15 protein-coding genes are annotated in these 17976 nt (G+C 69.3%); 8 read left to right on the top strand and 7 right to left on the bottom strand.

The genetic code is table 11. The features are described from left to right. The first annotated feature begins 7 nt into the window (after positions 1-7). On the top strand, positions 8-835 hold the full coding sequence (locus EL288_RS13585; protein ID WP_010930068.1) for an aldo/keto reductase: 828 nt from the start codon (positions 8-10) through the stop codon (positions 833-835). 46 nt (positions 836-881) lie between these two features. Further along, on the top strand, positions 882-1862 hold the full coding sequence (locus EL288_RS13580; protein WP_003810847.1) for an aldo/keto reductase: 981 nt from the start codon (positions 882-884) through the stop codon (positions 1860-1862). Here the strand turns inward: EL288_RS13580 and EL288_RS13575 are convergent. Continuing rightward, positions 1859-2071, bottom strand: coding sequence for a hypothetical protein (locus EL288_RS13575; RefSeq protein ID WP_003810850.1), 213 nt, complete (start codon positions 2069-2071; stop codon positions 1859-1861). The genes EL288_RS13580 and EL288_RS13575 overlap by 4 nt on opposite strands. After that, complete coding sequence (locus EL288_RS13570; RefSeq protein ID WP_003810851.1) at positions 2068-3249, bottom strand: PepSY-associated TM helix domain-containing protein; 1182 nt, start codon at positions 3247-3249, stop codon at positions 2068-2070. Before EL288_RS13570 ends, EL288_RS13575 begins: the two co-directional genes overlap by 4 nt. A gap of 163 nt (positions 3250-3412) precedes the next feature. On the opposite strand from EL288_RS13570, the gene EL288_RS13565 reads away from it, so the two are divergent. Further along, a complete protein-coding gene (locus EL288_RS13565) occupies positions 3413-4147 on the top strand; it encodes a metallophosphoesterase (protein ID WP_003810854.1) in 735 nt (244 codons plus the stop codon). A 1-nt stretch (position 4148) separates the two neighbouring features. On the opposite strand, the gene EL288_RS13560 is transcribed toward EL288_RS13565, so the two are convergent. Beyond that, a complete protein-coding gene (locus EL288_RS13560; protein ID WP_003810856.1) occupies positions 4149-6761 on the bottom strand; it encodes a penicillin-binding protein 1A in 2613 nt (870 codons plus the stop codon). 135 nt (positions 6762-6896) lie between these two features. After that, positions 6897-8810 carry a S9 family peptidase gene (locus tag EL288_RS13555; RefSeq protein ID WP_003810859.1) on the bottom strand — a complete coding sequence of 638 codons (1914 nt, stop codon included), beginning with the start codon at positions 8808-8810 and terminating at the stop codon, positions 6897-6899. A 159-nt stretch (positions 8811-8969) separates the two neighbouring features. On the opposite strand from EL288_RS13555, the gene EL288_RS13550 reads away from it, so the two are divergent. Next, positions 8970-9422 (top strand): BPTD_2524 family lipoprotein, encoded by a 453-nt coding sequence (locus tag EL288_RS13550; RefSeq protein ID WP_003810861.1) that lies wholly within the window; start codon positions 8970-8972, stop codon positions 9420-9422. Positions 9423-9424: 2 nt separating this feature from the next. Here EL288_RS13550 and EL288_RS13545 read toward each other — a convergent pair whose 3' ends face one another. Beyond that, positions 9425-9835: a PaaI family thioesterase gene (locus tag EL288_RS13545; RefSeq protein WP_003810864.1), complete on the bottom strand. Its 411-nt coding sequence runs from the start codon at positions 9833-9835 to the stop codon at positions 9425-9427. 97 nt (positions 9836-9932) lie between these two features. Between EL288_RS13545 and dinB the strand changes: the two genes are divergently transcribed. Beyond that, entirely contained in the window at positions 9933-11018 is a 1086-nt protein-coding gene (gene dinB, locus EL288_RS13540) for a DNA polymerase IV (RefSeq protein ID WP_003810865.1), read from the top strand. A 23-nt stretch (positions 11019-11041) separates the two neighbouring features. Here dinB and EL288_RS13535 read toward each other — a convergent pair whose 3' ends face one another. After that, positions 11042-11506, bottom strand: coding sequence for a GatB/YqeY domain-containing protein (locus EL288_RS13535; RefSeq protein WP_003810867.1), 465 nt, complete (start codon positions 11504-11506; stop codon positions 11042-11044). 146 nt (positions 11507-11652) lie between these two features. Between EL288_RS13535 and hmpA the strand changes: the two genes are divergently transcribed. The 3 genes from hmpA to EL288_RS13520 all read left to right on the top strand — a co-directional run bounded on the left by hmpA (position 11653) and on the right by EL288_RS13520 (position 14750). Then, complete coding sequence (gene hmpA, locus EL288_RS13530; RefSeq protein WP_010930799.1) at positions 11653-12861, top strand: NO-inducible flavohemoprotein; 1209 nt, start codon at positions 11653-11655, stop codon at positions 12859-12861. A 43-nt stretch (positions 12862-12904) separates the two neighbouring features. Next, complete coding sequence (locus tag EL288_RS13525; protein WP_010930798.1) at positions 12905-13342, top strand: Rrf2 family transcriptional regulator; 438 nt, start codon at positions 12905-12907, stop codon at positions 13340-13342. A 118-nt stretch (positions 13343-13460) separates the two neighbouring features. Then, positions 13461-14750, top strand: a complete 1290-nt coding sequence (locus EL288_RS13520; protein WP_003810872.1) for a D-amino acid dehydrogenase — start codon at positions 13461-13463, stop codon at positions 14748-14750. A gap of 64 nt (positions 14751-14814) precedes the next feature. Here EL288_RS13520 and EL288_RS13515 read toward each other — a convergent pair whose 3' ends face one another. After that, on the bottom strand, positions 14815-17973 hold the full coding sequence (locus tag EL288_RS13515; protein WP_126621971.1) for an error-prone DNA polymerase: 3159 nt from the start codon (positions 17971-17973) through the stop codon (positions 14815-14817). Between the last annotated feature and the right edge of the window lie 3 nt (positions 17974-17976).

Raw genomic sequence — 17976 nt, 5'->3', positions numbered from 1 at the left:
GGGTTTTATGGCGCAAGTACCGGTACTGAAGCTGAACGACGGTAATGCAATGCCCCAGCTGGGCCTGGGGGTGTGGCAGGTTCCCAACGACCAGGCGGCCGCCAGCGTCAAGGCCGCATTGGCGGCCGGCTACCGCTCGATCGACACGGCTGCCATCTATGGCAACGAGGCCGGCGTGGGCGAGGGGCTGCGCGCTGCGGGGGTAGCCCGCAAGGATTTGTTCGTCACCACCAAGCTGTGGAACGACCGGCATGGCTACGACGAGGCGCAGCGCGCCATGGACGAGAGCCTGCGCAAGCTGGGCCTGGCCTATGTCGACCTGTTCCTGATCCACTGGCCGGTGGCCGGCAGCGACAAGTTCGTCGATGCCTGGCGCGCCATGGTGGCGATGAAGGAGGACGGGCGCGCCCGCTCGATCGGCGTGTCCAATTTCACGATCGCCAATCTGCGGCGCCTGGTCGACGAGACCGGCGTGGTGCCGGCGGTCAACCAGGTCGAACTGCATCCGGGGTTCGCCCAGCGCGAGCTGCGCGCCTTCCATGCCGAACAGGGCATCGCCACCGAATCCTGGAGCCCGCTGGGCCAGGGCGCCGTCATGCACGACGCGACGCTGGCCGGGATCGCCGCGCGCCACGGCAAGTCGGCGGCGCAGGTGACGCTGCGCTGGCATCTGCAGAATGGCCTGATCGTGATTCCCAAGTCGGTGACGCCGGCGCGCATCCAGGCCAACATCGACGTATTCGACTTCGAATTGTCGGCCGACGAGATGGCCGATATCGACGCCTTGCCGGAAGGCCCGCGGCTCGGACCCGACCCCGCCACCTTCACCGGCTGATACCCGCGGCGCCGCCCCAGGGGGGCGGCCAAGGAGCTTGGAGACCATGGAATACGTACGACTGGGCAGCACCGGACTGAAGGTGTCGCGCCTGTGCCTGGGATGCATGACCTACGGCGAGCCGGCGCGCGGCAACCACGCCTGGACGCTGGACGAGACGCAGAGCCGGCCGTTCTTTCGGCAGGCGCTGGATGCCGGCATCAATTTCTTCGATACCGCCAACAGCTACTCGGACGGCACCAGCGAGGAATTCCTGGGACGCGCCTTGCGCGAGTACGTGCCGCGCGACGAGGTGGTGGTGGCGACCAAGGTGTTCTTCCCCTTGCGCAAGGAACCCAACAGCGGCGGGTTGTCGCGCAAGGCCATCATGCGCGAGATCGACGCCAGCCTGCGGCGGCTCGGTACCGACTACGTGGACCTGTACCAGATTCACCGCTGGGACTACGACACGCCCATCGAGGAGACGCTGCAGGCGCTGCATGATGTGGTCAAGGCCGGCAAGGCGCGCTACATCGGCGCTTCCTCGATGCATGCCTGGCAGTTCGCCAAGGCGCTGTACCTGGCCGACCGGCATGGCTGGACGCGTTTTTCCACCATGCAGAACCACTACAACCTGCTGTACCGCGAGGAAGAGCGCGAGATGCTCAAGCTGTGCCGCGCCGAGGGCGTGGGCGTGCTGCCGTGGAGTCCGCTGGCGCGCGGGCGCCTGACGCGCGACTGGGCCGAGGGCAGCGCGCGCGCCGACACCGACGATGTGCTCAAGCGGCTGTACAGCGCCACCGAGCAGGCCGATCGCGGCGTCATCGACGCGGTGGGCGAGGTGGCGGCGCAGCGCGGCGTCTCGCGCGCGCAGGTGGCCATGGCCTGGCTGCTGCGTCAGCCGGCGGTGACCGCGCCCATCGTGGGGGCGAGCAAGCCGCGCCACCTGGAGGACGCGGTGGCGGCGCTGGCCCTGCGCCTGACCGACGAGGAGGCCGCGCGCCTGGAAGCGGCCTATGCGCCGCATCCGGTGGCCGGATTCGCCTAGCCGCCGCGGCGCGGGCCGGGCGCGGGACGGCGTTCGCGCGGGACGATCCAGAAGCGCGCGATCACCACCAGCAGCCAGGCCAGCGCCAGCCACGAGGCCCAGTGCCACACGCCGGTGCCCAGCAGGGCGGCGAGCAGCCCGAACACGCTGAGCGCGCCCAGCACGATGGGCATGCCCCAGACGAAATAGAAATGCTGGCGCGGCGTCATGCGGGCGTCCTTTGCGGTTCGGCTGCCTGCTGGTGGCGGCGCACCAGCTCGGCCACGCGTGCGTCGGTGGCCTTGCGGCGCGCCAGCCACAGGTAGAGGCCGCTGCCCAGCACCACGATGGTGATCAGGTCGAGCAGGGCCCAGATGATTTTCAGCGGCATGCCGCCGTAATCGCCGAAATGCAGCGGGCGCGACAGTTCCAGGACGGTGAGGTACCACGGCATTCTGGCGACGGCGGCCAGCTCGCCGGTCTTGCCGTCGACCAGCACCGGCGTGTTCAGCTTGGAGGTCAGCGGCGTATTGCCCTTGAGCCAGACGATGTAGTGCTGCGGGCTGCCGAAGGCATTGCCGGGATACGAGATGCCGGTCAGGGCGCGGTCGGGCACGGCCGCCAAGGCCGTGTCGGCGGCGCGCTGCGGCGCCGACAGCTCGGCCGGCCGCGGGACGGGCTTGCCTTGGTAAGGAGCCGTCATGGCCTGCAGTTCGGTCTGCTGCCAGAGGCGGAACAGCGGCGTGGACAACTCGTTGATGACGCCGGTCAGGCCGACGACGAAGGCCCAGACCAGGGTGACGATGCCCAGCAGGTTGTGCAGGTCCAGCCACTTCAGGCGGTTGGAGCGCGAGGCGCGCACCGTGCCGAAATCCAGCTTCTTCATGAACGGACCGTACAGCACCACGCCCGAGACGATGGCGATGACGAACAGCAGGCCCATCAGGCCGAGAAACAGCTCGCCGGCCAGCCCGGCGTAGAGGTCCACGTGCAGCGCCAGCATGATGCCCATGAAGCTGAAGCGGTCGGCCGAATACTTGGGGCCGTCGTGCAGGATGTCGCCGGTGCGGGCGTCCACGCGCACCGCGTGGCCGGCCTCGACCGCCTGGCCCAGCTTGGGCGTGAAGCCGACATAGACCTGGGGTTCCTCGTCATCCAGGAAAACGTAGTCGATGTATTCGTCGGGGTAGAGCGCATGGGCGCGGGCGACGATGGTGTCGAGGCTGGCGTCGGGCGTGCCCTCGGCCACCTGCGCCACGGGCTTGCCCTCGTCGAGCAGGTGCTCGATCTCGTGGTGGAAGACCAGGGGCAGGCCGGTGATGCAGATGATCAGCAGGAAAAGCGTACAGACCAGGCTGGTCCATTTATGGACCAGGTACCAAGTCTTGATGGTCGACGCTGTACTCATGGAATAGTGGAAGTAGGTCTAAAAGCGGAAAAGTATCACGAATAATATTTATTCTCATCAGTTTTTTGTAAGCTGGGCATGCGCGCCCGCGCCGGCCGGCCCGCCGCCATCCGGGTTACAGTGACCGTACCGCTTTTTTCCAGGGATCCGGCCCTGGCTTGCGATGGCCCCGAACCTGCAGTACCCCGCTTTCCTGCGCCTGCCGCGCAACCCCGCCGGACGCGACTTCGCCGTGGGCGATATCCATGGCCATTTCTCCCGCCTCGAGCAGGCGCTGGACGAATGCGGCTTCGATCCGCGGCGCGACCGCCTGTTCTCGGTGGGAGACCTGATAGACCGGGGGCCGGACAGCGAGGCCGCGGTGCAATGGCTGGCGCATCCGTGGTTCTACGCCGTGCAGGGCAACCACGAGGACTATGCCATCCGCCATGTGCGCACCGGCCTGGTCGACCAGGACAATTGGCGCAGCTATGGCGGCGGCTGGTTTCTCGATGCCGCGCCCGAGCGCCAGCGCGCCTGGGCCGGCGCGTTCGCGGCCTTGCCGGTGGTGATCGAGGTGGCGACGCAGGCCGGCCCGGTGGGCTTGCTGCACGCCGATTGCCCGGTGCGGGACTGGAGCCGGCTCGAGTATTTCCTGCAGGCGCGGCCCAAGCGGGCGCGCTCGGTCTGCCAGTGGTCGCGCGAGCGGCTGGCCAGCGGCGACGCGCGCGGCGTGGACGGCATCCGCGCCGTGGTGGCGGGCCATACGCCGGTCAGCGAGCCCGTGGTGCTGGGCAATGTCTATCACATCGACACCCAGGGCTGGCGTCCGCATGGCTATTTCACCTTGCTCGACCTCTCTACGCTGAGCGCCTGGCCGCGCCCGGCGCAGGCCGGCGCGCCGGCCGCGCGCGGCTGAGCTAGAGCGGCGTGGCGCCGACCCTGCCCGGCAGGGTGACGGGCTGGGCCGAGGCGCCGCCGTGCGCGGGCGCGGCAGGCGGTGCGGAGGCGGCCGCGGGCGGCGCGCCCAGCGGCAGGCTGGCCGGCGTGGCCTGCCCGTCGGGCAGGTCGGCGCGGGGCACCGGAATCGGTGGAATGGGAGGTTGCCCGCCCGACGAGGAGCCGGCGGGCGGCTGCCCGGGCTGCTGCACGCGCGCGGGCGCGCCGTCGCTGGGGCGCATGTTGTTCAGGAAGTCGGTCAGCTCGTCGCCGCTGGACAGATCCAGCGCGGCCACGGCCTGCCCGGGCGGGAATTCGCTGAAGTAGTACTCGCCGTTGTCGACGATCAGGCCCTGGGGCCGCGGCGCGCGCGGCGCCTGGGGCGTGCCCTTGAGCGTGGGCTGTTCGTAGTCGAGCCAGGTGGACAGCGCCAGCCCGCTGCCGAATTCGTTGGTGCCCAGCGAGCGGGGCTGGTCGAACCCCATCCAGACCGTGGTGGTCTGCTGCGCGGTGTAGCCGGAGAACCAGACATCGACCGCGTCGTTGGTGGTGCCGGTCTTGCCCGCGATGTCGTTGCGCTTGAGCGTGCGGTAGACGCGCGCGGCCGTGCCCTTGGTGGTGGTGTCGTGCATGATGTCGTCGATCACCCAGGCCGTGCGCGGGTCGATGGCGCGCGCGGTTTCGTCGCCGGCCTTGACCGGCGTGGTCTGCATCAGGACCTTGCCGGAACGGTCGGTGACGCGGTCGATCAGGTAGGGGGTGACGCGATAGCCGCCGTTGGCGAACACGCTGTAGGCGTTGGCGACCTGCAGCGGGGTGGCGCCGCCGGCGCCCAGCGCCAGCGGCAGCACGGCGGGCCAGCGCGCCTGCTCGAAGCCGAAGCGGGTGAGGTAGTCGCGCGCGTACTCGGGGCCGATGGCCTGCAGGATGCGGATCGACACCATGTTCTTGGACCGGTACAGCCCTTCGCGCAAGGTGAGCATGGGCTCGTAGCGGTTGCCGTCGTTCTTGGGCTGCCAGGCGCGCGAGCCGGTCTGCTCGGCGGTCAGCATGAAGGGCTGGTCGTTGACCTGGGTGGCCGGGGTCATGCCGCGCTCGAGCGCGGCGGCATAGACGAACGGCTTGATGGTGGAGCCGGGCTGGCGCCACGCCTGGGTGACGCGGTTGAACGAGCCGCGGTGGAAGTCGAAGCCGCCTATCATGGCGCTGATCGCGCCGTCGGCCGGCGACATCGATACCAGGGCCGCCTGCAGCGCGGGCATGTTGATGATTTCCCAGGTGTCGCCGTTCTTGTGCAGGTACACCACCGAGCCGCGCCGGATGCGCAGCGCATCCTTGGCGTTGGGGGCCAGCGCGCGGGCCACGATGGCCAGCGCTTTCTTGTCGTCGACGGTGACGATGTCGGTGGCGGTGCGGGCCACGGTCACCGAGGTGGGGCTGGCCGACAGCACCACGCCGGCCAGCAGGTCGTCGCTGTCGGGCGCCTGGTCCTGCACGCTGTCGAGGATTTCGTCGAAGGCCTGGGCGTCTTGTTCGATGCCGTCGGGCAGGTCGATCTGCGCCTGCGGGCCGGGATAGGGCGCGCGCCGGGTGTAGTCGAGCACGCCCGCGCGCACCGCGCGATAGGCGGCCTGCTGGGCCTTGGAATCGATAGTGGTGTAGACGTCGATGCCGTGCGTATAGGCGCCGTCCTGGTAGATGCTGTACATCAGCTGGCGCACCAGCTCGGCGGGATACTCGCCGTGGATGGCGAAGCCATGCGCCGGGCCGCCCTCGCTGCCGCGCAGGACGATGGTCTGCGCGCGCGCCTCTTGCACCTGCTCGGGCGTCAGGTAGCCCAGCGTCTGCATGCGGCCCAGCACATATTGCTGGCGCGCGGTGGCGCGCGGCAGGCTGGCCAGCGGGTTGGCGCGCGAGGGCGCCTTGGGAATGCCGGCCAGCATGGCGGCCTCGGCCGGGGTGACCTCCGACAGCGGCTTGCCGAAATAGGTGCGCGACGCGGCGGCAAAGCCGTATGAGCGGTGGCCCAGGTAGATCTGGTTCATGTAGAGCTCGAGGATCTGGTCCTTGGTGAGCTCGGCTTCTATCTTGTAGGTGAGCAGCAGTTCATAGAACTTGCGCGAGTACGTCTTTTCGGAGGACAGGTAGAAGTTGCGCGCCACCTGCATGGTGATGGTGCTGCCGCCCTGGCTCTTGGACAGCTTGACCATGTTGGTCAGCACGGCGCGCGCCACGCCCATCCAGTCCACCCCGCCATGCTGGTAGAAGCGGTCATCCTCGGCGGCCAGCACGGCCTGCTTCATGACCTGCGGGATTTCGTCGGCGCGCAACACGTTGCGGTGTTCTTCGCCGAACTCGCCGATCAGCACGCCATCGGCGGTATAGACGCGCAAGGGCACGCGCGGCCGGTAGTCGGTCATGGCGTGCAGCTCGGGCAGGCTGGGCCAGGCCAGCGCCAGGGCCAGCCCCAGCGCCAGCGCGCCCGCGGCGCCCAGGCCGGCCACGGCCACGCCCGCTTTGATCAACAGGGATTTGCGAAACAGCCGCGGCCCGCCGGGCGGGGGCGGCTTGGTGGATTGCGAAGACGTATTCATCGGTGCCGATTCTAGGGCAGAACACCATAGACCGGCATCTGGGGGAATTGGTTTCCGTAACCAAACGTGCACGGCGCCGCGCCGGCGTAATGCGGGACGGATCGGACCGATCCCCCGCCGGGGCGGGGGCCGGACTCAGGGCTTGAGGTGCTCGGTGAAGAATTTTTCCATGGCGGCGTAGAACTCGAACTTGTTCTCGTCGTTGTGGAAGCCATGGCCTTCGTTGTCCTTGACCATGTACTCGACCTCGACGCCGCGCTGGCGCAGCGCCTGGACGACCTGGTCGCTCTCGGCCTTGTTGACGCGCGGGTCCTTGGCGCCCTGGGCGATGAACAGCGGCGTCTTGATGCGGTCGACGTGCAGCGCGGGCGAGGTGGCTTCCAGGCGCGCCTTGTCGCGCACCGGGTCGCCCACCATGTCCTGCATCTTGGCCAGCAGCGGCTTCCAGTAGGGCGGTATGGTGTTCATGAAGGTGAACAGGTTGGATACCCCCACGTAGTCGACCGCGGCCGCGTACAGGTCGGGCGTGAAGGCGACGCCGGCCAGCGTGGCGTAGCCGCCATAGCTGCCGCCGTAGATGCCGATGCGCCGCGGGTCGGCGATGCCCTGGTCGATCAGCCATTGCACCCCGTCGGTGATGTCGTCCTGCATCTTCAGGCCCCATTGGCCGAAGCCGGCTTCCCAGAACTTGCGGCCGTAGCCGGTCGAGCCGCGGAAGTTCATCTGCAGTACGCAGAAGCCGCGGTTGGCCAGGAACTGCACTTCCGGGTTGTAGCCCCAGCCGTCGCGCGCCCAGGGCCCGCCGTGCGGGTTGACGATGCAGGCCAGGTTCCTGGGCGCGCGTCCGGCCGGCAGGGTGAGATAGCCGTGGATGGTCAGGCCGTCGCGGCTCTGGTAGCTGACGGGCCGCACCGGCGCCATGTCGGCCTCGGGAATGGCGGGATTGATGTCGGCCAGCTTGTGCAGGCTGTCGCGCCGCGCGTCGTACAGATAGCGCGACCCCGGCGTGCGGTCGTTGTAGGCGGCCACGATGAAGGTGTCCTCGTCGCGGTTCCAGCCCTGCAGCGCGAAGTCGTAGCCGGGCAGGGCGCGCGCCAGCCGGGCGTACAGGGCTTCGGTCTCGGCGTCGAAAAACCGGTGGCGCGGCTTGTCGGTCTGGTAGGAGGCGACGGTCAGCACCTTGCGCTTGCGCGAATAGCCGGCCGCGTCGAGGTCCACCTCGTCCGGTTCGAATACGGGTTGCTCCACGTCGGGCGTGGCCGGGTCGATGACCACCAGGGCCAGCTTGTCGCGGCCGCGGTTGCTCAGGGCGTACAGCTTCCTGTCGTCGAAGGTGAAGAAGGCCGGGCTGACGCTCACGCGGTAGTCGGTGGTGATGAGCGGGCGAAACGGCGCGGCCTCGTCGTCGCGGTAGAGCAGGGTGGTGTTCAGGCCGTCGCTGGTGATGGCGGCGCGCACCTTGCCGGCATGGTCGGTCTGCCAGCCCACCACGTTGCCCGGGTTCTGCGCGACCAGTTCGGCCGCCCCGGTGCGCACATTGACGCGGTAGACATCGAACACCTGCGGGTCGCGCCGGTTGTGGCTGATCAGCACGTGGTCGGGGTCGTCGGGCAGGTCGTCCTCGATCGAGGCGCGCACCCCCTCGTAGGGGGTGAGGTCGGCGACCTGGCCGGTGCGCGCGTTGACGGCCAGGACGTGGAAATTCTCGTCGCCGCCGAAGTCTTTCTGGTAGAGCACGGTGTCGTCGCCCTTCCAGAAGAAATTGCTGATATCGCGCGCGGTTTCGCTGGTCAGCTTGCGCGGCTCGCCGGCCGGCACGCCGTCGGCCAGCGCCTGCACGTAGATGTTCATGCGCGGCGGCTGGCCGTCGATGCTGACCGGCTGCATGAAGCCCAGCGTCTTGCCGTCGTCGGCCAGGCGGAAGTAGCCGCGCTCGGGGTTGCGGAAGAAGTCCTTGAGCGGATAGGCGCGCGGGGGCTGGGCGGCCGCGCCCAGCGTGGTGCCGATCAGGCCGGCGGCCAGGACGGTGCGCTTGATGAGGGTGAGCAAGGGGAACCTCCGGAGAATGCGGGCGCGGCGCGGCCGCGCGATACGGCGTTGGGCGTGCCGCCGGCGCCGGCGACCGTGTCGATCATGCCACAGGCGCGCCGGCAGTGTCGAACGGCCCCGATATGCGGGATAATCGCGCCCATGTCATCGGGAGAAATCATGCGCATTGCACGGATTGCCGCGGTTGCGGGGGTGGTGGGGCTGGCTGGCTGCTCGGTGGGCACCGCGCCAGGGGCCGGCGCCGTGTCGGGCAACTACAAGCTGCAGACCAACTATCAGGACGCCTATCGCTACGCGACGGTGCAGGCCGAGCGCTGCCTGGTGGGCCAGGGCGGCTACCGGGTGGTGGGCGAACTCGACGACAACGCGCGCACCGGCCTGGTGCGGGTCGTGGCGCCGTTCTTCGACGGCGAGATGGCGCGCGTGGAGATCGGCGCCATCGATGCGCACAGCTCCAACGTCTATATCGGCATGTGGGGCAAGAGCATCTGGAATACCGACGCGCTGCGCGCCATGCGCGAAGCGGTCGTGTACGGAGTGCCGTCCTGCGTGGCCTATATGCCGGGCGATCCGGCGCCGACCGAGGAAGTCTGGCGCCTGCCCAACCGCTAGGCTCAGTCGCCGCCGGGGCGGCGCTGGATGATCTTGAACGTGGCGGTGGCCTTGGCCACCAGTTCACCGGCGCTGTCGCGGATCTCTCCTTCGCAGAAGGCGATCGACGCGCCGCGGCGCAGGCAGCGCGTTTCGATGACCAGGTCGCCGCGCCCCGGGGACATGAAGCTGGTGTTCATGTCGATGGTGGCCACGCCGACTTCGGGGGTGTCGCCGCGGATGGCGGCGCCCAGGGTGAAATCCAGCACGCTCATCAGCGTGCCGCCGTGGATGTCGCCGCGGCTGTTGACCAGGTCGGCGCGCGCCGGCAGCCGGGTGCGGGCGGTGCCGTTGCCCGAGTGCTCGGGAACCACCCCGAGCAACTGCATGAAGGGAATGGTCAGGCCGAAAAAGTCGGTGTGTGGTGTCGACATGATGGGTAGCTGTTGCGTGACAGATCTGTGGTGAAGGTAAGAGGCGGGCCATAATATCGCTTTTTCCGGCCGCGGCAGGCGGCGACGCTTTTCAGTCATGTCCCAGCTCCAGCGCAAAATCGTGCACATCGACATGGATGCGTTCTATGCGTCGGTCGAGCAGCGCGACAATCCGGCATTGCGCGGCCTTCCGGTCGTGGTGGCCTGGACCGGGCCGCGCTCGGTCGTGTGCGCGGCCTCGTACGAGGCGCGGCGCTATGGCGTGCATTCGGCGATGGCGGCGGCGCGCGCTCAGCGGCTCTGTCCGGACGCGGTCTACGTTCCCCCCGATTTCAATCGCTACCGCGAGGTGTCGCGCCAGGTGCGCGCCATTTTCGCGCGCCACACCGACCTGATCGAGCCGCTCTCGCTGGACGAGGCCTATCTGGACGTGACGTGCAACAAGCTGGGCCTGGCCTCGGCCACCGAGGTGGCGCAGATCATCCGGCGCCAGATACGCGAGGAGACCGGCCTGACCGCCTCGGCGGGCGTGGCGCCCAACAAATTCCTGGCCAAGATCGCCTCCGACTGGAACAAGCCCGACGGCCTGTTCGTGATCAAGCCCTCGCGCGTGCTGGACTTCCTGCAACCCTTGCCGGTGCGCAAGGTGCCGGGCGTGGGCAAGGTCATGCAGGCGCGCCTGGAGCAACTGGGCATCCAGACGGTGGGCGACCTGAGCCGCCATTCGGTGGCCGAGCTGGAGCAGCGTTTCGGGCGCTATGGCGTGCGCCTGTACGAGCTGGCGCGCGGCATCGACGAGCGCGCGGTGCAGGCGGACCAGCCGGCGCAGCAGGTTTCGGCCGAGACGACGTTCGACACCGACCTGGCGCTGGAGGCGCTGGGCGAGGCGCTGGAGCGGCTGGCGGCCAAGGTATGGGAGCAGGGCGCGAAGAAAGGGCGCATCGGGCGCACCACGGTGTTGAAGCTGAAGACCGACCGCTTCCGCATCCTGACGCGCAGCCTGACGCTGATGCAGCCGCCGGGCTCGGCGGCGGAGCTGGCGGCGATCGCGCGCCAGCTTTGTACCCGCGTGGACCTGCCGGCGCACACGCGCTACCGGCTGGTCGGGGTGGGGATGAGCAATTTCCCCGACGCGCAGGCCGAGGCGCCGCGCCAGGCGGAGCTGTTCGGCGACGCCTTCTAGTCGACCAAGACCGGACGCGCTCCCTAGGGGAGCAGGCGCGCCTTGACCTGCTGCGACAGCGCGGCCATGTCGGCGCGGCCGGCCAGCTTCTGCTTCAGGATGGCCATGACCTTGCCCATGGCGGGCGCGCCCGTGACGCCTTGCGCGCTGACTTCGGCCAGCGCGGCATCGACGGCGGCGGCCACTTCCTCGGGCGCGGCCGCCTGGGGCAGGAATTCCTGCAGCACGGCCAGCTCGGCTTTCTCGTGTTCGGCGGTTTCGGTGCGTCCGGCCTGCTCGAACGCGGCGATCGATTCGCGCCGCTGCTTGACCTGCTTCTCGATGACGGCGGTGATTTCCGCGTCGCTCAGTTCGCGGCGCTCGTCGACTTCGCGCTGCTTGATGGCGGCCAGCAGAAAGCGCAGCGTGGCCAGGCGATCGGTGGCCTTGGCGCGCATGGCGTCCTTGACCGAGTCGGACAGGCGGGCTTTGAGCGTATCGTGGCTCATGACGGAATCCTTGGATAGGTGACGGCAAACCGCTATTTTCGCCGCCCGGGGGCGGGGCCGCAAACGGCGCGCGATACGGGCCTTTTAAAAGATGTAGAATAAATGCATGTTTTAATTTTTCGCAGCCACATCGAAGGAACCGCAGTATGTTGAGCCCCGAAGTCCGCGCGCTGGTCAAGGCCACCGCGCCCGTCCTGAAAGAACACGGCGAGGCGCTGACGCGCCATTTCTATACGCGCATGCTGGGCGGCAACCCAGAGTTGCGCCAGCTGTTCAACCAAGGCCACCAGCAAAGCGGCCAGCAGCAGCAGGCGCTGGCCGCCGCGGTGGCGGCCTATGCCGAGCATATCGACGATCCCTCGGTCCTGCTGCAGGTGGTCGAGCGCATCGCCCACAAGCACGTCAGCCTGGGCGTGCGCGCGGAACACTACGCCATCGTCGGCAAGCATTTGCTGGCCTCGATCCGCGAGGTGCTGGGCGAAGCGGCCACCGACGAACTGATCGACGCCTGGGCGGCCGCCTATGGCCAGCTGGCCGATCTGCTGATCGGACGCGAGCGCGCGCTGTACGCCGCCGCTGCTTCCCGCGACGGCGGCTGGACCGGCTGGCGCGCCTTCAAGGTGGTGCGCAAGACGCCGGAAAGCGCCGAGATCACCTCGTTCTACCTGGCGCCGGCCGACGGCGGCGCCACTCCCGACTACCTGCCGGGCCAATACGTATCGGTGCGGGTCTACGTGCCCGAGCTGGGCCTGATGCAGCCGCGCCAGTACAGCCTGTCCGAGGCGCCGGGCATGCCGGGGCAACTGCGCATTTCGGTCAAGCGCGAGGCCGGCTCGCCCGCCGGCATGGTGTCGGGCACGCTGCACAATCGCATCAACGAGGGCGATGTGCTGGACGTGTCGCCGCCGCAGGGCGATTTCACGCTGGACGCCGAGGACGGCCGGCCGGTGGTGCTGCTCAGCGGCGGGGTGGGGCTGACGCCGATGGTGTCCATGCTCAACCACCTGACGGCGCGCGACGACGGCCGGCAGATCCGCTTCGTGCATGCCTGCCGCGAGGCCGGCGTGCATGCGATGAAGGAACATATCAACGCGCTGGCCGCCAAGCGGCCGAATGTGCGCAAGGCGGTGTTCTACGAGCGCGTGGGCGCGGACGACCGGCGCGGCGTCGACTACGACTACGAAGGCCGGGTCGATCTGCATGCGATCCGCGACGAGGTGATCCTGCCCGACGCGGACTACTACCTGTGCGGTCCGTTGCCCTTCATGCAGGCGCAACGGCGCGCCCTGGCCGACCTGGGCGTGGCCGAGCACCGCATCCATGCCGAAGTGTTCGGCACCGGCGGCGTGGCATAGCGGTGTATGCTTGCCGCGTTCCGCCGCCCATCCCGCGCCAGCCATGCAACTGAACCGTTTCACTGACTTCGGCCTGCGCGTCATGATGTACCTGACGCAATGCCGCGACCGCACCGTACCCGTGACGATTCCCGAAATCGCCGCGCGGTTCGAGATTTCGCGCAACCATCTGGTCAAGGTCGTGCATTTCCTGTCGCAGCAGGGCTGGATCGTGGCGACGCGGGGCAAGGGCGGCGGACTGCGGCTGGCGCGCGACGCGGTCGAGTACCGCATCGGCGAACTGGTGCGCGTGCTCGAAGACCAGGGGGCGCTGGTCAATTGCGCCCAGCCTCCCTGTGTGCTCAATGGCGCCTGCCGCCTCAGCGGTGCGCTGGCCGAGAGCCTGCAGGCGTTCTACCGCACGCTGGACGGCTATACGCTGGACGACCTGGTGCGCGCGCCCACGGCCCTGGCCATCGTGCGCCTGCACCGGGCCGCGTAGGTCCGGCCGCGCCGGCGGCGGCCAACCTTAGGTTATGGCCGCTGTCCGGATTGCTATTTGGCGCGGCGCGCGCCGCTATCCCACAATGACGCCTGGATGATTTCTTGCGGGATATGACATGCGCGTCTGCGTCGTTGGCGCCGGTGTGGTGGGGGTGACGTCGGCCTATTTCCTGGCGCGCCAGGGGCATGAGGTGGTGCTGGTCGACAGCCATGCGCAGCCGGCCGAGGCGTCGAGCTACGCCAACGGCGGGCAGCTCAGCTACAGCTATGTGGCGCCGCTGGCCGGCCCCGGCGTGCTGCCCAGCGTGCCGGGCTGGCTGCTGCGCAGCGATTCGCCGCTGCGCTTGCGGCCCAGGCTCGATCCGCATCAGTGGCGCTGGTGCCTGCAGTTCGCGCTGGCCTGCCGCGCTTCGGTGGCCGAGCGTTCGACCGCCCAGCTGCAGACGCTGTCCTACCTCAGCCGCGACGTCATGGACGGCCTGCTGGCGCAGGAGGAACTCGAATTCGGCCATGTGCGCAACGGCAAGCTGATCGCCTATCGGGACCATGCCTTGCTGGAGAAGGCCCGTCGGCTGGTGGCCTACCAGGCTTCGCTGGGCGCCGAGCAGCAGGTGCTCGATGCCGCGCAGACGCTGGCGCTGGAGCCGGCCCTGGCCGGGCTGGGCGCCAGCCTGGCCGGCGCCGTCTACACCCCGAGCGAAGAGGCCGGCGATTGCCGCCAGTTCACCGAGGCGCTGTTCGCACGCCTGCAGCAGCTGGACAACGTGCAGTGCCTGATGTCCAACCCGGTGCGCGGACTGTGGCGCGAAGGGCGGCGCATCGTGGCGGTGCAGGCCGCGCAGGGCGATATCGGCGTGGACGCGGTGGTGCTGGCCACCGGCGTGGGCACGCGCGCCTTGCTCAAGCCGCTGGGCCAGGACGTGCCGCTGTATCCGCTCAAGGGCTACAGCCTGAGCGTGCCGCTGCCCGTCGGCGATACGACGGCGCCCGCCATCAGCGTGACCGATTACGAACGGCGCATCGTCTACGCGCGCATCGGCCGCGTGCTGCGCATCGCCGCCATGGTGGATATCGGCGGCGCCGACGCCGCCATCGAGCCCGCGCGCATCGACCTGCTCAAGCGCCAGGTGGCCGAGGCGTTCCCGCAGCTGGACCTGAGCCAGGCCGTGGCCTGGGCGGGCCTGCGGCCGGCCACGCCGACCGGCAAGCCGCTGATCGGCGCCAGCCGCGCGGCCGACAACCTGTGGCTGAATATCGGCCAGGGCGCGCTGGGTTTCACGCTGGCCTGCGGCAGCGCGGCGCTGCTGACCGCGCAGATGTCGGGCCTGGAACTGCCCATCGACGCCACGCCGTTCGAACCCCACCTTCGGCGTGCCTGTCCCCGCACGGGGACAGGCACCCGCTGAATCTGGGCGTGCCTGCATTGCACGGGGACAGGCACCCCACCGGCACCTGCTGCGTTTTCCGCGTTCAGTGGAAGTTGCGGCTGGCGGCGGCCAGGCCGTCCTGGCTGAGCTGGCCCAGCAGGCTGCTCAGGTCCACCAGGCGCTGCGCCACCAGGTGGCGCACGCCATCGACGCTCTGCCAGGTGCCGTAGATGCCCAATAGCGTGGCGTCCAGCAGTTCGCGGCGCTGCCGTTCGATCAGCTCGGGACGCACCACGGCATTGATGGGGCCGGTTTCGTCTTCGAGCGTGACAAAGATGGTGCCCTTGGCGGTCTGCGGCCGCTGGCGCACCGTGACGATGCCGCAGGCGCGCGCCAGCCGGCGATTGGGGTAGGTATTGAGGACCGCGGCGGTCTGGAAATTGCGCGCGGCCAGTTGCGGCCGCAGCAGCGCAAGCGGATGGCGGCCCAGGGTCAGCCCGACGCTGCGGTAGTCGGCGGCGACGGTCTGGCCTTCGGACGGCGCCGGCAGCGCGGGCGTTTCGGTTTCGACGATCACGGCTTCGCGCAGCAGGTCGCGGCTTTGTGCGCTGGCGGCCGCTTGCCAGCTGGCCAGGCGGCGATGGCCGGCCAGGGTGCGCAAGGCATCGGCGGCGGCCAGTGCGTCGAGCGCCTGGCGCGGCAGCCCGGCGCGGCGCGCCATGTCGGCGGTATCGGCGAAGGGCCGGCGCACGCGCGCCTGTTCGATGGCGCGCGCGCTGTCCTCGCGCAGCCCCTTGACCAGGTTCAGGCCCAAGCGCACGGCGGGCCGCGCCGCGCCGGGCGCGTCCTGCAGGCTGGCCTCCCAGCCGCTGTACAGCACATCGGCCGGCAGCACCCGCACGCCATGGCGGCGGGCGTCCTGCACCAGCTGGGCCGGCGCGTAGAACCCCATGGGCTGAGAATTCAGCAGGGCCGCGAGGAAGGCCTCCGGTTCATGGCATTTGAGCCAGGAGCTGGCATAGGCCAGCAGCGCGAAGCTGGCGGCATGGCTTTCGGGAAAACCGTATTCGCCAAAGCCTTCGATCTGGCGAAACAGGGCCTGCGCGAAGTCGGCCGTATAGTTGCGTGCCAGCAGGCCGCCCACCAGCTGGGCGCGGAACTTGTCGACGCCGCCCTTGCGCCGCCAGGCCGCCATCGAGCGGCGCAGCGCGTCGGCCTCGCCGGGGGTAAAACCGGCGGCGTCGACCGCGATCTGCATGACCTGCTCCTGGAAGATCGGCACGCCGAGCGTGCGCGCCAGCGCCTTGCGCACCGCCGGCCCGGGGTAGGTGATGTCTTCGCGCCCCTGGCGCCGCCGCAGGTAGGGGTGCACCATGCCGCCCTGGATCGGGCCGGGCCGCACGATGGCCACCTGCACCACCAGGTCGTAGTATTGGCGCGGCCGCAGGCGCGGCAGCATGCTCATCTGCGCGCGCGACTCGATCTGGAACACGCCTATCGTGTCGGCCGCGCAGATCATGTCGTAGGTGGCGTCGTCGTCGGGCGGAATCTCGTGCAGCGCCAGCGGCCGGCCACGCCGCTGGCCGGCCAGCGCCAGCGCGCGGCGCAGCACCGACAGCATGCCCAGCGCCAGCACGTCCACCTTCAGCAGCCGCAGCGCGTCGAGATCGTCCTTGTCCCATTGCACCACGCTGCGCCCGGGCATGGCGGCGTTTTCGATCGGCACCAGGCGCGACAGCTTGCCGCGCGAGATCACGAAGCCGCCGGGATGCTGCGACAGGTGGCGCGGAAAACCCATCAGCGTTTCGGCCAGCTCGGCCCATTGGCGCGCCACCCGCGAGGCCGGATCCAGGCCGCAGGCGGCGAGCGAGCGCAGCATTTCCTTCTTGCCGTCCCACCATTGGTGCGCCCGCGCCACGGCGTCGATGATGCCGTTGTCCACGCCGAGCGCGCGCCCGGTATCGCGCAGCACGCTGCGCGGCCGGTACGAGATGACCACGGCGGTCAGGGCGGCGCGCTGGCGGCCGTATTTCTCGTAGATGTACTGGATGACTTCCTCGCGCCGCTGGTGTTCGAAGTCGACGTCGATATCGGGCGGTTCGTTGCGCTCCTTGCTGATGAAGCGCTCGAACAGCGTGTTGCCGCGCGCGGGATCGACCGCGGTGATGCCCAGGCAATAACAGACCGCCGAGTTGGCCGCCGAGCCGCGGCCCTGGCACAGGATGCCTTGCGAGCGGGCGTAGCCGACGATGTCGTAGACCGTGAGGAAATAGGCCTCGTAGCGCAGTTCGTTGATCAGGGCGAGCTCTTTTTCGACCTGGGCGGCGACCGCCGGCGTCATGCCCTCGGGAAAGCGTTGCCGGGCGCCCAGGTAAGTCTGCTGGCGCAGGTAGGAGGCGGGCGTATGGCCGGCGGGCACGATTTCGTCGGGGTATTCGTATTGCAATTCGTCCAGCGAGAAGGTGCAGCGCCGTGCGATGGCCAGCGTCTGGGCCAGGGCCTGGGCCGGATAGAGGCTGGCCAGGCGCAGGCGCGAGCGCAGGTGGCGTTCGGCGTTGGCGGCCAGGTCATAGCCGCACTGGCCGACGCTGCGCCCGGTGCGGATGGCCGCCAGCGTGTCGTGCAGGGGCTTGCGCGAACGGCGGTGCATCTGCGCCTGGCCCAGTGCGACGATGGGCAGGCCGCTGGCGTGGGCGGCGTGCTCGACGGCGGCGCGGTGCAGGTCGTCGCGGCAATGGTGCAGCAGGGTCAGGCCGATCCAGGCGCGGCCGGGGCATTGCGCGGCCAGCCAGCGCGCTTGTTCGGCCAGGCGTTCGGCGGCCAGGCCGGGCAGCGGCGCCAGGATGGCCAGGCAGTCGGGCATGCCGCGCAGATGCGCGTTGTCGCCGGCGGGCGCTTCGATGTCGGCCGGCGTCAGCAGGTACTGGCCCTTGGCGGCGCGGCCGCGCCCCAGCGTGATCAGTTCGGCCAGGTTGCCGTAGCCTTCGCGGTTCTGCGCCAGCAGGGTCAGGTCCAGCGGCGGCGCGTCGGCACCGGCCTGCAGGGTGAAGCTGCTGCCGATGATGAGCGGCAGTTTCTGTTCGCGCGCCTCGACGTGGGCGCGCACCACGCCGGCCAGCGAACATTCGTCGGTCAGGGCCAGCGCGGCGTAGCCGAGTTCGCCCGCCCGCGTGACCAGTTCCTCGGGATGCGAGGCGCCCTGCAGGAACGAGAAGTTCGATTGGCAATGCAGTTCGGCGTAGCCGGGCAGGATGGCGGACATGGC

It is taken from the genome of Bordetella bronchiseptica (assembly GCF_900636925.1).
In the GTDB taxonomy this organism is placed as follows: domain Bacteria; phylum Pseudomonadota; class Gammaproteobacteria; order Burkholderiales; family Burkholderiaceae_B; genus Bordetella; species Bordetella pertussis.
The sequence above is the reverse complement of the archived record's forward strand: the minus strand, read 5'-3'. Positions and strand labels throughout refer to the sequence as shown.

Coding starts and splice junctions, on each gene's coding strand:
- EL288_RS13585 (WP_010930068.1), top strand. CDS start 8: ATGGCGCAAGTACCGGTACTGAAGCTGAACGACGGTAATGCAATGCCC.
- EL288_RS13580 (WP_003810847.1), top strand. CDS start 882: ATGGAATACGTACGACTGGGCAGCACCGGACTGAAGGTGTCGCGCCTG.
- EL288_RS13575 (WP_003810850.1), bottom strand. CDS start 2,071: ATGACGCCGCGCCAGCATTTCTATTTCGTCTGGGGCATGCCCATCGTG.
- EL288_RS13570 (WP_003810851.1), bottom strand. CDS start 3,249: ATGAGTACAGCGTCGACCATCAAGACTTGGTACCTGGTCCATAAATGG.
- EL288_RS13565 (WP_003810854.1), top strand. CDS start 3,413: ATGGCCCCGAACCTGCAGTACCCCGCTTTCCTGCGCCTGCCGCGCAAC.
- EL288_RS13560 (WP_003810856.1), bottom strand. CDS start 6,761: ATGAATACGTCTTCGCAATCCACCAAGCCGCCCCCGCCCGGCGGGCCG.
- EL288_RS13550 (WP_003810861.1), top strand. CDS start 8,970: ATGCGCATTGCACGGATTGCCGCGGTTGCGGGGGTGGTGGGGCTGGCT.
- EL288_RS13545 (WP_003810864.1), bottom strand. CDS start 9,835: ATGTCGACACCACACACCGACTTTTTCGGCCTGACCATTCCCTTCATG.
- dinB (WP_003810865.1), top strand. CDS start 9,933: ATGTCCCAGCTCCAGCGCAAAATCGTGCACATCGACATGGATGCGTTC.
- EL288_RS13535 (WP_003810867.1), bottom strand. CDS start 11,506: ATGAGCCACGATACGCTCAAAGCCCGCCTGTCCGACTCGGTCAAGGAC.
- hmpA (WP_010930799.1), top strand. CDS start 11,653: ATGTTGAGCCCCGAAGTCCGCGCGCTGGTCAAGGCCACCGCGCCCGTC.
- EL288_RS13525 (WP_010930798.1), top strand. CDS start 12,905: ATGCAACTGAACCGTTTCACTGACTTCGGCCTGCGCGTCATGATGTAC.
- EL288_RS13520 (WP_003810872.1), top strand. CDS start 13,461: ATGCGCGTCTGCGTCGTTGGCGCCGGTGTGGTGGGGGTGACGTCGGCC.
- EL288_RS13515 (WP_126621971.1), bottom strand. CDS start 17,973: ATGTCCGCCATCCTGCCCGGCTACGCCGAACTGCATTGCCAATCGAAC.